General features: G+C 42.7%; 18 protein-coding genes. 9 read left to right on the forward strand and 9 right to left on the reverse strand.

The features are described 5' to 3' along the window. Positions 1-173 precede the first annotated feature (173 nt). The 3 genes from QUB26_RS30025 to QUB26_RS30035 form a co-directional block, all read right to left on the reverse strand. Entirely contained in the window at positions 174-776 is a 603-nt protein-coding gene (locus QUB26_RS30025; RefSeq protein WP_333320954.1) for a recombinase family protein, read from the reverse strand. 72 nt (positions 777-848) lie between these two features. Beyond that, positions 849-1,055, reverse strand: coding sequence for a hypothetical protein (locus QUB26_RS30030; protein WP_333320956.1), 207 nt, complete (start codon positions 1,053-1,055; stop codon positions 849-851). A 163-nt stretch (positions 1,056-1,218) separates the two neighbouring features. Next, on the reverse strand, positions 1,219-2,130 hold the full coding sequence (locus QUB26_RS30035; protein ID WP_333320958.1) for a hypothetical protein: 912 nt from the start codon (positions 2,128-2,130) through the stop codon (positions 1,219-1,221). Positions 2,131-2,302: 172 nt separating this feature from the next. On the opposite strand from QUB26_RS30035, the gene QUB26_RS30040 reads away from it, so the two are divergent. The 9 genes from QUB26_RS30040 to QUB26_RS30080 all read left to right on the forward strand — a co-directional run bounded on the left by QUB26_RS30040 (position 2,303) and on the right by QUB26_RS30080 (position 8,836). Continuing rightward, positions 2,303-2,869: a hypothetical protein gene (locus QUB26_RS30040; RefSeq protein ID WP_333320960.1), complete on the forward strand. Its 567-nt coding sequence runs from the start codon at positions 2,303-2,305 to the stop codon at positions 2,867-2,869. Between the two features lie 5 nt (positions 2,870-2,874). Further along, entirely contained in the window at positions 2,875-3,264 is a 390-nt protein-coding gene (locus QUB26_RS30045; RefSeq protein WP_333320962.1) for a hypothetical protein, read from the forward strand. Positions 3,265-3,272: 8 nt separating this feature from the next. Beyond that, positions 3,273-3,596, forward strand: a complete 324-nt coding sequence (locus tag QUB26_RS30050; RefSeq protein ID WP_333320964.1) for a hypothetical protein — start codon at positions 3,273-3,275, stop codon at positions 3,594-3,596. A 264-nt stretch (positions 3,597-3,860) separates the two neighbouring features. Then, the gene (locus QUB26_RS30055) at positions 3,861-4,352 is read left to right on the forward strand and encodes a hypothetical protein (protein ID WP_333320966.1); all 492 of its coding nucleotides are present in this window, start codon (positions 3,861-3,863) and stop codon (positions 4,350-4,352) included. After that, positions 4,349-4,513, forward strand: coding sequence for a hypothetical protein (locus tag QUB26_RS30060; RefSeq protein ID WP_333320968.1), 165 nt, complete (start codon positions 4,349-4,351; stop codon positions 4,511-4,513). Before QUB26_RS30055 ends, QUB26_RS30060 begins: the two co-directional genes overlap by 4 nt. Next, complete coding sequence (locus QUB26_RS30065) at positions 4,510-5,472, forward strand: hypothetical protein (RefSeq protein ID WP_333320970.1); 963 nt, start codon at positions 4,510-4,512, stop codon at positions 5,470-5,472. The genes QUB26_RS30060 and QUB26_RS30065 overlap by 4 nt, the downstream gene beginning before the upstream one ends. A gap of 69 nt (positions 5,473-5,541) precedes the next feature. After that, entirely contained in the window at positions 5,542-6,654 is a 1,113-nt protein-coding gene (locus QUB26_RS30070) for a pyocin knob domain-containing protein (RefSeq protein ID WP_333320972.1), read from the forward strand. An 18-nt stretch (positions 6,655-6,672) separates the two neighbouring features. Next, the gene (locus tag QUB26_RS30075) at positions 6,673-8,577 is read left to right on the forward strand and encodes a hypothetical protein (RefSeq protein ID WP_333320974.1); all 1,905 of its coding nucleotides are present in this window, start codon (positions 6,673-6,675) and stop codon (positions 8,575-8,577) included. Continuing rightward, positions 8,567-8,836, forward strand: coding sequence for a hypothetical protein (locus tag QUB26_RS30080; RefSeq protein WP_333320976.1), 270 nt, complete (start codon positions 8,567-8,569; stop codon positions 8,834-8,836). The genes QUB26_RS30075 and QUB26_RS30080 overlap by 11 nt, the downstream gene beginning before the upstream one ends. Here QUB26_RS30080 and QUB26_RS30085 read toward each other — a convergent pair. From QUB26_RS30085 to QUB26_RS30110, 6 genes are all read right to left on the reverse strand, one after another. After that, on the reverse strand, positions 8,833-9,459 hold the full coding sequence (locus QUB26_RS30085) for a hypothetical protein (protein WP_333320978.1): 627 nt from the start codon (positions 9,457-9,459) through the stop codon (positions 8,833-8,835). The two genes, QUB26_RS30080 and QUB26_RS30085, sit on opposite strands and share 4 nt — an antisense overlap. After that, positions 9,452-9,682, reverse strand: a complete 231-nt coding sequence (locus tag QUB26_RS30090) for a hypothetical protein (protein ID WP_333320980.1) — start codon at positions 9,680-9,682, stop codon at positions 9,452-9,454. The genes QUB26_RS30085 and QUB26_RS30090 overlap by 8 nt, the downstream gene beginning before the upstream one ends. 66 nt (positions 9,683-9,748) lie before the next feature. Then, positions 9,749-10,231 carry a hypothetical protein gene (locus QUB26_RS30095; RefSeq protein WP_333320982.1) on the reverse strand — a complete coding sequence of 161 codons (483 nt, stop codon included), beginning with the start codon at positions 10,229-10,231 and terminating at the stop codon, positions 9,749-9,751. Between the two features lie 331 nt (positions 10,232-10,562). Then, positions 10,563-10,748: a hypothetical protein gene (locus QUB26_RS30100; RefSeq protein ID WP_333320984.1), complete on the reverse strand. Its 186-nt coding sequence runs from the start codon at positions 10,746-10,748 to the stop codon at positions 10,563-10,565. An 81-nt stretch (positions 10,749-10,829) separates the two neighbouring features. Further along, positions 10,830-11,108, reverse strand: a complete 279-nt coding sequence (locus tag QUB26_RS30105; RefSeq protein WP_333320986.1) for an HU family DNA-binding protein — start codon at positions 11,106-11,108, stop codon at positions 10,830-10,832. A 99-nt stretch (positions 11,109-11,207) separates the two neighbouring features. After that, a complete protein-coding gene (locus QUB26_RS30110) occupies positions 11,208-11,561 on the reverse strand; it encodes a helix-turn-helix transcriptional regulator (protein WP_333320988.1) in 354 nt (117 codons plus the stop codon). Positions 11,562-11,917 lie beyond the last annotated feature (356 nt).

The following is an 11,917-nucleotide window of genomic DNA, read 5'->3' on the forward strand; positions in this document are numbered from 1 at the left end:
CCCTTTCCCTCTAACCCACTCGTCACCCGGTCGCTGCCAATTCGCACAGCCGGAAGTCGCCAAAAAGTCGATCGCCTTTCCGTCAGGATAGCAAAGCTTTAAGTTGCCATAGATTAGCTCTGACGATTGAGCTAAAGCCATTGTAAAAACTAAACAATGTTGCATCATGTCAATTAAATTTTTGATAGTTGTTTAGGACTGCCTTGGTGGCAAAGCTGATAAACCTTTGTCCGACTGATGCCGCTGGCGATTGCAATTTTTGAATAACTTTGGCCTTGCGACCGCAACTGATGCACGAAAGCGATCGCGCTTTCTGATAATCCTGGCCGCCCAAACTTCCGCCCCTTCGCCCGCGCCGCTGCAATGCCCGACTTTACCCGCTCGCGAATCAAATCTCGCTCAAACTCAGCAATGGCTGAAAGTATGGCCGCCATCAATTTACCCTGCGGCGTGTTTAAGTCCAGACTGATTCCCGACAGAGTGATAAGGCTTACTCCCCAGGCGTTTAAATCTCCCAGTGTGTTAAGCAGGTCGCTAGTGCTCCGACTCCATCGGCTGGCCTCAGTCACAAGCACAATCGCAACTTTCCGAGCTTGTGCCGCTGCCATAATTTTTTTTCGCTCCGGGCGATCGGCTTTAGCGCCGCTGGCAGTCTCGCGAACTACTTCCACAATTTCATAGCCAGCGCGATTGGCAAATTCCCTTAAATCGCGTTCTTGCCGATCGCAGTTTTGATCGTCGGTGCTGACTCTGCAATAAATAATCGCTCGTATCAAATAACCCTCCTAATTGAATCAATCAAAACCCTGATAAAGTCGAGGTCAAATTCAAACAATTTGCCGTATCAATTAAGAGTTGGTTTTTGATACGTCTTCACTTACGCCTTCATTGCAGAACTGTTTTATAAGTTCATCTAGTAATTGTCCCATTGTTACGTTTCGCCGTATTGCTTCAATTCTTAAATAATTTTTAGTAAATTCATTAACCTCGGTTTGCAATCTGACGCTAAAAAGAGTGCTATCAGTATTAACGCTAGCTTTAGTGGTTGCAATCATTAACTTTTCTAGTAAGTTTACTGTTTTTATTCTAGCTTATTCTTCTAGCTTTAGTAATCGTAAGCATTTTTACAACGAAATTACTTTTTTTGCTGTAGCTTAGAAGGTACAACTTTTAACACACATCGCAAACCCTAGTGTTTGCCTTAATCTGGCAAACAACTTATTTATAAACAATTGCATTGCGAATAACTAATGGAATAGGCTTTTTTAAAAGTGGCAATTGCAAGACGGCAGAGTAAAAATAACAATCAACTACAGGACGCTCAGAATCTAGCTTAACTTTCTTGCCCAATACAGTAGTAGTTTCAACTTTTGTAAATTGGGATTTGTTTGTTTTGTTACTTAAATTAAAACCATCTAAATCAGGCGTGGCGTCAAAGATTTTAAGCATAGAAGTAAATAATTTGACGCCTTCAGCTTTGTTTGTTACTAGCGCCCAATTCTCTAGCCCTTGCAACCGGGCAATCTGACCGCTGTACGACACGCACTCTGTCCCCTTTTTCCAGCAATAATTAGTATCGCCAAAAATAGTTTTAATTTTTTTAGCCCAGCTCAATAGGTCTGTTGAGTTAATTGCTTTTGCTAATCCACGTTTCACAATGTTTGCATCATCCGTAAAACCAACAGCTCTAATACCTTTTTCGGCTCGAACGCCATCTTTTGTATAAAAAAGTAATTTGATGCGCGGATACCCTTTTAGTAGTGGTTTGCCATTTTTGCTAGAAACAGATTCGTTTTCTTTACCCTGTTGGTATGCGATAGCGTTTATGTGGAATATCAAATCTCGACTTGTTCCTGACAAATCATAAAATGTACTTTCGTCATCCTTGTCGGGATAATACCTAAACCACCTACCAATATTTTTAATAGTGCTAGGTGTAGTTTCAATAAGTTTGGGCTTAGTCCAAGCATCTAATTGTTTTTTATTTTTGCCACTAGGTGGTTTAGAGAATTCTTTCCACCACTCGTCAAAGTCAATACCACCAGTGGCTAGTAAGTCATTAATCGCAAAGAGCAAGGACGGCTCATCACTATCAAGAGTAAGGCGCTTATCAGTAGTATTTTTAGCCATATTAAGATTGATTGACCGACGCAGCTAAGGTCGTATTGTATAAATTTATTTTAATTTACGTAGATGCCAAAATACTACGAAACCCGTAAGGTTTCACGGTGCAAAAATACCTATTTTTTCAGCCATTTTCTACTTATGTTTAAAGTGAACAAGCAAATAAGGATTTTTTTGTATGGGTACTCCTATTACTAGCAACGAGTTGCAACGCCGATTAGATATTGCCAAAAAACGAGAAGCGGCAAGAGAAGCAGCAAAACTAACGACAGCTCCAAAACCCTATCAAGCCGAAGAGCCGGGTACTCTCGGATATTTTCGTAGTTTGGAAAATGATGATTTATTTGTAGAGATGGAAGTACCAGCTAAAGCAGGAACGGCTTTATTAGACAATGCAGGCAATTTGCTTGGTGGCCTCACCCTTGCGGCTGTAACAGCCTTGCCAAATACCAGTACCGTCAAATTTAAGGGAAACCACACACAAGTACCACGGATTCGGTTCACAAGGTTAAAAGCTACTCCCACTACTAGAGTAACGGCCTGGGGGACACGTGTTGTGGATCACATTGATGATTCGGTAACTGTTCCATTTTCTGCACCTGATGACAGTAGCCTTAAAACGCTCAAGGCTAATTTTGGTGTATTTATTGCTAGTGCGGCGGGTCAAGCTGCACGCGGCTCTAGAACCGGTAATAGCGCTGAACTTATTTATAACAACAAAGTTATTTTAAGGGTAGAAGCCTAAGCTACATGATTCAATTACAATCCGGGTCTAATTATTGGAATCAAGTCTGGTTTGTGCCTATTGCTAAAACACTAGAGCCACTGCCTAGACAAGTTTGTCCCGTCCTATTAACTTCTCCTGCAATCCTCACTTTTTTAAATTTTCCTAGTGGCTTTCATTTTGGGCGATCGGGTGGACAAATTCTTCAAAAAATTAGTACCGGATTAGTAGTGGGTGGCGGTCAAGATGCAATTGTGGGTTTCCAAAAAAAATGTATTATTGGGGAGCCACAGTTGCATTTGTTTAACGTACAAGCAACGTACAGTTTATCATTCGATTTGTACACGTACATTGCTGATGAAGGTAATCTAGCCGTCTGGGAATATACGGGAGTGATAAACAATACACAGGGGTGATAAACTAAATGACACCAAAAGAATTATTGGAAATTACGATTTTAGTTGCTGGTGGTGGTGGTGGAGCCGCTGCGGGTGGTTTTGCTTTCGCAATGTCGCAGTACACAACAAAAATTGAACAGTTACAAATTCAAATCGAAAAAAGTAACTTAAGTTCGACTAGGAAAATACAGCAAAATATGGATCACCTATTAACAGAATTTGGGGTGTTAAAGTGTGACGTGAGAGATATTAAAACTGTACTTATACGCAATGGTGTAATTCACGATCGGGCTGGATTCCCACAAGAGAATATCCCACACCGTACCGACTGGACAATAGACGATGCTTGAAATTGACCGATATGCGTACCGATTTTTAATGTTTTCGTTATGTACAAGCGCGGTAGCAGTTACTTTTGCGGCGCTATCTATTGGATTAAAAGCGTCGGGGGATGCACCCAATAATCTAACTACACTTGCAACTACACTGTTTGGGTTTGCGATCGCGCTTGCAACCAAAGTTAAAGGTAGTTAGCTTGCTCTCTAGTGTATTTTCTAAGTTAGCCGCCTAACTTAGGCGGCTAAGTAAATAAATGAAGGTAAAAACAAGCAAAAATGGCAATAATCACACCAGGAACCGGGGCAACAATAAATGCTACGACAGTCGAGGGCCAGCTATGGCAATTAACCCATTTAATCAATAATGCAGAACGGGATTTAGCAACCCAACGCCTTAATGTAACCAAATCAGACGATTTTATTTTACAGGGCGATTTTACAATGCCCGGTCAAATTGTTTACGATGACGCTACAGGAATATTTACGAATACAGCCACACCATACTTACCAGAATTAACATTTACACATGGTAGCCCGGTAGGAACTATTAAAGGTACTACCCTTAGTCAATATTTTATTGACGTAGTATCCTACATTGTTAACTGGCAAAATAAAAAAGATAAGAATCCCAACAGTCTAACAAACTGCAATTTATCTTTTGATTACAATGCACAACGGTACAGCGGATCAATCATATTGCCCTACACTGTTATGATAGGTACAAACGGATCGATTGTAGAAACAGCTATTGAATGGTTAACGACATGAACAAAATTAACAATGTTGATGAATATCGCCAAGTGTATCAAAAATGGTTGGAACACCAGAGTGAAATTAATTCACTAGAAAGCAGACTGGTTTTGCTAAGGGTAGAGTCTCAAAATTTAGAACAACAAATTACAGATTACAAGCGGAGTAAATTAAAATGAGCACCGCAACATGGGGAGTAACTTTAGAGGATAGTGCTTTAGCCTTCTCAACTGAAGGGGTAACACCCGGTAAATGGCTACAAAGCGCCGCAAGCGCGGTATGGGGTGCTATTAAAAGCGGAGTACAGTCGGTTATCGACTTTGGAAAAAAGATATTTGAGGGTGGTAAGGAATTACTGGGGGCGATCGGTCGCGGTGACTGGGGATTGTTTGGTCAATGGATGAAAAGCGATCCGTTAGGTTTTCTGGCGGGCGGGGCGGCGGTTGCGGTTGCGGGATGGTTCATTGGTAGCGCTACGGGGTTAACCGCGCTTGCTAGCGGCGGTGTCGCGTCTATGTGGGCCGCGCTTGGCTCAATTAAATTAGGTGGTGTAGCACTAGCTGCAATGCTTCCTACCTTACAGCAGGCGATTGTAGGTGGAACAAATACCATTCTCAATATTGATTGGATGCAGAGTGATAATAGTATAATGTCGGAATTTCTGGCGCTTCACAATAGCTTTATGAATACTTTTGGGGAGAGTGTTGGCCGTTTGTTGGTAGGGGTATTTTTAGGTGGTGGCAAGTCTAATCCTAAATTAAAAATAAATATTACCGGGGCTGCTGCGGTTGCAATTCAAGCAGAACAAGATACGGGAAACAGCATCACAGACGAATTGATTGATGAACTATCAAACCTCGCGAATAGTTTCATTAGGTATGCGAAAACTATTGTGGCGAAAATTAGCTACATGAAATTTAGGAAGCTGGTGCGGGAAAAAGTACGAACGGGTAATAAATCAATTGATGCCAAGATTGCCAACTGGGGATTACAGGATGGACAATCGTTTGTAATCAATCAAAAAATTGATGATAAAATCGAGAAAATCACAGAATCCGATCCAGCACTCGGTAATTTTTTAGAAGGATTCAAAGAGGGGCTGCTTGACGGCTTCAATGAGTTTGTAGTAATGACTTAGTTTTTACCTTCGTTTTTACAAATAGCCGCCTAACACGGGCGGCTAAGCCAAGAAATACACTTAAATACTATGGATACAATTACCAAAACTTTCTCGACTTCACTTAATGATACCTATACAGCTAATTCAATAATTGAACTATCTCACTTTAGGGATATGACTTTTGACAATGATGAGCGGGTAGGCATTTACTTAGAAGCTTGGATGTGTAATCTTAATCTAAAAAGTTTCTTGCCTGGTGTAATCCCGGAATTTGATGGAGAAGAATCAGAAGCCGAAAAAATGGCTAAATTCACTGCTTGTGAAAATAAAAGCGAGAAACTTGGATTGAGAATACTAGGCAGGAAAAACAATACTGGCGATTGGCAAGAAAAAGCCGAAATTATTTTAGTCAACCGAGGTCGCAAAGATTATTTTGATTTGCTTCAGCCCTATCTAGCTAAAAATGCAGTAAGAATTTTAGAAAAGAATGATGCACTAGGAATTCAATTAATTGATTACGGTAATGGATTACTAAAGGAAAATGATTCAATCGGGATAGAACTAGGTATCACGATTACGATTGCAAAAAAAAACAATATGGATATTTTTAATGCTCGACTTGCAGCATTAGAATTAGCTTTAGAAAATAGATTAATCAATGTACCCGCAAACACCTTATTAGGACGGGATGAAACAACAGGAACTATACAAACTATTTCACAATCTCGTTTTGCGACACCGCAACAAATTGACCAAGCAATCATAGATTTAGTAGGTGGTGCGCCGGGTGCGCTAAATACATTAATAGAATTAGCTAGTGCTTTAAATAATGATGCCAATTTTGCAGCAACAATAGCTAATCAATTGACTCTAAAAGCACCTTTGAACAATCCCATATTTACAGGTGATATTAAAGCACGGAATGCTTGGCTACTAGAAACTAGAAGTGGATCTACAATTCTTAATGCTAACACCTTAACCTTTAATCAATATGCTGGGACTATGTGGATTGATGGAGCGGTAATTAACTCTAATCTTCCTAATAATTCAGGAATGATTATGCAATTTGATTCCCTGTTCGGAACAGGGGCTGCTAATCTTTATAAAGTACAGGAGTTTACAGATGGAAATGGCAATTTTTGGAAACGATGCCAAAATAATGGTACATGGGGCAATTGGCAAAAGATTGCATTTATTTAGTAATTTAAAATAAAAATAATGCCTAACATCAGAAAGCCACAACCTAATTTATCAAAACCATCTGAAGGAAATAGTTTTAATGCAGGCAGAAAACCTAGTGAATCAACTAACCCTTTACAGGGCTTGAATATATCAGCAGAACAGGAATTAGGTAGTGTTGGTGGCATTAAAGCTACGGGACGGTTAACCGTCGGAGTAGATAATTTGATAGGTCAACAGGGAGTAAATATTGAGATTGATGCAACTAACCGCACTGCGGGTGCTGGTGTAGAAATTGGTAGCACCAAGGGGAAATTAGGGGTAAATATTGGAGGCAATGTTGGCTACGGCCAAGATGGCAAAATATCAATTAGAGGCGCTGAAGCAGGTATTAATATTGGTGGTTTTGGTGGTAGTGCAAGCATTGATGAGGATCAAGGAATTAGAGGATCTATTAGTGTAGCTGGTGCTAAAATCGAGGTATCGGTATCCCCAGAAGGGAAAAAATCTCTATCACTCTGTTACGGAGTGCCAGGTGGAGAGTTGTGTGTCGGCTTTGAGCCCGATCCGGGTATATCAACAACTACAGCACCACCAGAACCGTTTGTAACCGAATTACCACCAAAACTTAAAGATTACTTTGAGCCAAAACCGCCCATTTATCCACCACCAATATCAGATCCTGATTTTGGAAATTTTGGGGAAACACCACCTTTAAGCCTTCCACCTGAAGCATCTTCTGGAAAAATTTGCAAAATAGTAGTCACAATGTGGAGTCGAACCGCATACATGGGCTGGTTTGGCGATTTTGTAAAAGTATCTGGATATTCTGCTACCGCACGCGGTAGGGCAAATGTTACCTACGATAAAGAAGGAAATCTAACTGGAACCGTACGCTATACCGTGAATAGGCACGATTGGCTTTGGTACAATCCGGCCTTTTATACTATGCCAGCAGAGCAATTAGCTCAATACAATTATAATTTTGTAACAAATCAAGAAGATACTCCAAGAGATGTTGCCACTTTTTCTCCTTATTTTTACTATGCAGGCGTTGGCTTACGCTCGCGACAGCTAGCGCAAAATGTAACCGAATACTGGGGAGATGAGGCTTTAATTTATAAAATAATTCGTGATAATTCAAGGTGGCAACCAGGCTATCCACCAACTTTTAATCCCAATCACAGCGGGTGGACTACTTGGACTAGCAGTGCTGGTAGCATCACTCAATTCTCAATTGCAGCGCACTGGTGTGGTGATACCGCGCCAATAACTAAAAAAATTCAATTACCCAATTATCCACAACACATTAAAATCATGAATTGCTGTGATAAAGTCGAAGAAATATATAAGTATCTCGGAATTGCCAAGCTTAAGAAAAATAAATTTCCCGTAAGTAATGCTTTCCTTGTGCCAGGGGGAACCGGAAGCGACAATTATGTTGATTACTATGCAATTACTCAGGCGTTATTTCGGATGCTAGCAAACGGGTTGATTATCAATCCTAAAAGTAAACCGCTGGGTACAGAATGGCAGAATGTAAACGCTACCGCGTGGGCATCTTCTATGTATGAGATGATGGCCGAAAGCATGAGCGATGGTAATAGTAGTCAGCGATTTGAAATAGCAGCTATTATGCAGCTAGTACAGATAATGTCAGCAGTTGCCGAAAATAGTAGGAAGACAGAATTTGTGATTGATGCACTTGGTTTTGAACCTGATTTAGTATCCGAAGATTTGCCTGTGTGTTTTACGATTCACGAATCACATAGAGGTTTTGGGAAAAAAGAAAAAGAAAAGATTAAAGTATCAGGTTTAAAGACAAATGAACAAGTCGAAGCAGCGTTAGGAAAAATGCTAACACCGAGTTTAGTTCCCATAATTAAATGGCAGTTTAAACCCGGTGAGGTTTCAATAAGTGAGGCCCTAGAAAATGGCAAGTAGAACGAGTAGGACGGCGACAACATCGGCAACAGGTACGGGTAGAGGGAAGACTACCACAACTGGACAACAGAAAGAGGCCGCAACTAAAGGGACTGTGCGAGATGAACTGCTAAGGAAAAAAGATGAGCTTATTAAGCTTAAATCACTTGATATTTTTCTAATCAAAGATGCACTGGGGATTAACCCTAAAAAAAGTGACATGAAATCGGAGTTAAGGGAGATAGTTAAACGCCTTAAGAAAAAAATATTAAATAATTAGAGCTTGTCAAAACTCCGTATCATTGCGGCAACTTTGGCGGGGGGAATGCCCCCGGCCAATAACGATCGCACTTCCTGCACTTTTGCCTGAGCGATCGGCGAATCGGTATTGCCCCCGCGAATATGAATGTGTTTCATCCGAGACCCGTCGCGGTAGGAGAACCGGAAATATTCCCCGCTGCGGGCCGTGCCACGAGGCCGGTAAGTAGATATTGCTTTTGATACAGAATCAATATCAGCAACCTCGACTGTGTATTCTGTATCAACGGGCTCGACTGTGTATTCTGTATCAACGGGCTCGACTGTGTATTCTGTATCAGCAACCTCGACTGTGTATTCTGTATCAGCAATGGTTGGGGCTGGTGATACAGAATCAATTTCTGGCGGCGCGGCTGCGAGCCTTACTTCATCGGGATAGAGGAAATCCCACTCGTTTGTAAATGGGTTCCAAAATTGCAGCGAGCCGTCGATCGGGTGCACCCGGTTGACCTTGTAAATTTCCCCGCGTTTCACCCATGCGGCAATTGCCGGCTTCCTTCGCAGCTTCACCCAATCGCCGGCTTTGTAGAGGCTTCCCACTTCGGCGGTCACGGTGTCAAAAAGTGAAAGTTGAGCACTAACCATTAAGCTTAAATCCTTTCCGCTCGACTGTTTCGCCTTCGCTCGATTCATCATACGAAAGGAATATAACTCGCTCTAGATATAAGAGCGCAAACCCCACAGCATACTGAGCGTCAAACAATGCAGCACGAGTTTCTTTGTCATCGGTGCGGCATAATTCTTTCAGAATTCCCGATCTCACTGTATGAAGTGAAATAACCAACGGTCTAACCGTGTTGGGTTCCATAAGTCCTCTAAATTAGTTGTCTAGCATTTGTCAGCCGATCGTCCTTAAAGACAAATCGGCCGCTACCTACATATCGAGTTCAAAACCTTCGCTCTCTAACTGCCGCTGAAGTTGGTACATCATCGCAGCACCGGCGGCCAAAGTTTTAGGGTTGATATCTTCATCGCCCGCTACAACTTCCGCCCTTTTGTAACCAGTGCAGCGGCAACCGAGATTTTGAAGGAATTTCTCGCAAGGTTCATCGCACTGTTGCCAAGGTTCCTCTTCGGTTCCCTCCGGTACGAAAATGTCGGCTTCTGGGTTCCAGCCAAGTTCCAGCACTTTGTACGTTTCTGAATCTGGATTGAATAGATTTTGCAGTTGCTGTGCGGTGTCGATCGCAATCTTGGTAAAAGCGTCATTCACGATACCGGGGTGGCGACTTGCCAGTTGAATGTGAGAGATGATAGCGATCGCTGCCAGCGGTGGAAGTTCTACGGTTGCTGGCGGCAAGTCCTGCAGGGCATTAACTTCTTTGGCGTATTTCTTCAGGTCGGGGGGTGTTTTCATTGTGTCTACCATTTGTCTACAAAATGTCTACAGCCGATCGCCCTTCACGACCAATCGGCAAATTGTCCAGCAGCCGATCGCCCTTCACGACCAATCGGCAAATTATCTAAGAATGCCAGTCTCTCCTGGCTGTGATTCACCACTTTGTTACAGACCCTACTACTTTTTTGAGAAGGCCAGGTCAATCCTCAGCTTTGGTAAGGGTTCCACTCTTTCCCCATTTTCGGTGCGTTATCTGATACCGATGCTCCTCCGATTTTGGAGCCCACGCAGGTTTTCTGGCAGGTGTCGCCAGCAATGCGATCGCCCTTCACGACGATCGGCAAATTGTCTAGTGATTGTCTAGCAGCCGATCGCCCTTTTGTTTGGCTGTTTTTTTAGCTTCAATGCGTCGTTTTCGTTCTGCTGCGCGGCGTATACCACGACCACCAATACTTCTAAACGCATTGAGGCGATTGCCTGTCAAACAGTGAATAAAATCTTTCGTCGTTGGATCTGTCGAATGATACTGTGCCATTTTTAATTCTTTGTCTAGCAGGTGTCTAGTGTTGTCTAGCCGATCGCCCTTCACGACCGATCGGCAAATTATCTTACTGTCTTACAGCCCGCTGACCGAATCCTTAAACAACTTGCCTGCTGAAAATGCAGGAACTTTAGTTGCTGGAATGTCCATCTTCTCGCCGGTTTTAGGGTTGCGGCCTTCCCGCTCTTTGCGGTCGCGGACTTCCCACGAGCCGAAGCCTACCAGCGTTACTTTGTCGCCACCGGATACAGCTTCCATAATTGCTTCGAGAGCGGCACTCAAAACGGCGTCTGCCTGTTTTTTCGTCACGCTAGCCTTTTCCACAATTGCATCTACCAATTCGCCTTTGTTCATAAGTATCGCCCTTTAGTCATTAGTTATTAGTTATTAGTCTAGAGAAAGCAGACCGTTGTCGTCCGGCCTGCTAGAGGCTTGCCACTGATAAGGTGTTGGTTAGTTTTGTGGATCGCGCATTCGCTTCAATGCTTGAAAATCTGCTGGCAAATCTTCCACCCTCTCAATACCTAACTCTGCAGCAATTGCCTTAAGTTCGATCAGGCTGTAGTCGCCGGGGATATCCGTTACGTCTACGCGCATCGACTTCGCTAAGGTCTTCAGCGAAACTCCTAACTGACCAGCGACCAACGCAGCATTGTCTAGTCGGGGTATTTTTTTGCCAGCAACCCAAGTGTTTACAGTCACTTCGGCGATGTGGATATCCCGGCTTAATTGGCGCTGACTTGTGCGTGCTGCCTCGATCAGGTTTTTCAATGTCTGTTCGTTCTCGTTACCTGTGTTTGGATTCATCTTACTATAGAATCCATGCTTTAGTATTGACAGGTTCAAATATCTATACTAAAGTATGGAGTGGTAGACACAACAAAGGGATTCGGCTGGCCGCGTCATTACTTGGTTTTGCAGAATCTCTGCGTTTAGTTTCCCATGACTGCATTGCATACCCTAGGGCTTGTTCTCTCAAGCCCTTTCTAAAAAACTATGTACACAATAGAAAGCTTACAGAGTAAGACGTTCAAGGGACTCAAGGACATCGGCAGAGAACTCAATGTGGTACCAGAAGGCGATCGCCGGTGCCGCCAGAATTGGATCGATGCCATTGCCGGCAAACAGCCCCCGCTGCTGCAACTGCTGGAAGTTTCCCCGGT

The organism is Microcoleus sp. B4-C1, from assembly GCF_036705285.1.
Lineage (GTDB): Bacteria > Cyanobacteriota > Cyanobacteriia > Cyanobacteriales > Microcoleaceae > Microcoleus.

Excerpts from the sequence above, each read along its gene's own strand:
- QUB26_RS30030 (WP_333320956.1), bottom strand. The coding sequence starts at position 1,055 with ATGATTGCAACCACTAAAGCTAGCGTTAATACTGATAGCACTCTTTTT.
- QUB26_RS30035 (WP_333320958.1), bottom strand. The coding sequence starts at position 2,130 with ATGGCTAAAAATACTACTGATAAGCGCCTTACTCTTGATAGTGATGAG.
- QUB26_RS30040 (WP_333320960.1), top strand. The coding sequence starts at position 2,303 with ATGGGTACTCCTATTACTAGCAACGAGTTGCAACGCCGATTAGATATT.
- QUB26_RS30045 (WP_333320962.1), top strand. The coding sequence starts at position 2,875 with ATGATTCAATTACAATCCGGGTCTAATTATTGGAATCAAGTCTGGTTT.
- QUB26_RS30050 (WP_333320964.1), top strand. The coding sequence starts at position 3,273 with ATGACACCAAAAGAATTATTGGAAATTACGATTTTAGTTGCTGGTGGT.
- QUB26_RS30055 (WP_333320966.1), top strand. The coding sequence starts at position 3,861 with ATGGCAATAATCACACCAGGAACCGGGGCAACAATAAATGCTACGACA.
- QUB26_RS30060 (WP_333320968.1), top strand. The coding sequence starts at position 4,349 with ATGAACAAAATTAACAATGTTGATGAATATCGCCAAGTGTATCAAAAA.
- QUB26_RS30065 (WP_333320970.1), top strand. The coding sequence starts at position 4,510 with ATGAGCACCGCAACATGGGGAGTAACTTTAGAGGATAGTGCTTTAGCC.
- QUB26_RS30070 (WP_333320972.1), top strand. The coding sequence starts at position 5,542 with ATGGATACAATTACCAAAACTTTCTCGACTTCACTTAATGATACCTAT.
- QUB26_RS30075 (WP_333320974.1), top strand. The coding sequence starts at position 6,673 with ATGCCTAACATCAGAAAGCCACAACCTAATTTATCAAAACCATCTGAA.
- QUB26_RS30080 (WP_333320976.1), top strand. The coding sequence starts at position 8,567 with ATGGCAAGTAGAACGAGTAGGACGGCGACAACATCGGCAACAGGTACG.
- QUB26_RS30085 (WP_333320978.1), bottom strand. The coding sequence starts at position 9,459 with ATGGTTAGTGCTCAACTTTCACTTTTTGACACCGTGACCGCCGAAGTG.
- QUB26_RS30090 (WP_333320980.1), bottom strand. The coding sequence starts at position 9,682 with ATGGAACCCAACACGGTTAGACCGTTGGTTATTTCACTTCATACAGTG.
- QUB26_RS30095 (WP_333320982.1), bottom strand. The coding sequence starts at position 10,231 with ATGAAAACACCCCCCGACCTGAAGAAATACGCCAAAGAAGTTAATGCC.
- QUB26_RS30100 (WP_333320984.1), bottom strand. The coding sequence starts at position 10,748 with ATGGCACAGTATCATTCGACAGATCCAACGACGAAAGATTTTATTCAC.
- QUB26_RS30105 (WP_333320986.1), bottom strand. The coding sequence starts at position 11,108 with ATGAACAAAGGCGAATTGGTAGATGCAATTGTGGAAAAGGCTAGCGTG.
- QUB26_RS30110 (WP_333320988.1), bottom strand. The coding sequence starts at position 11,561 with ATGAATCCAAACACAGGTAACGAGAACGAACAGACATTGAAAAACCTG.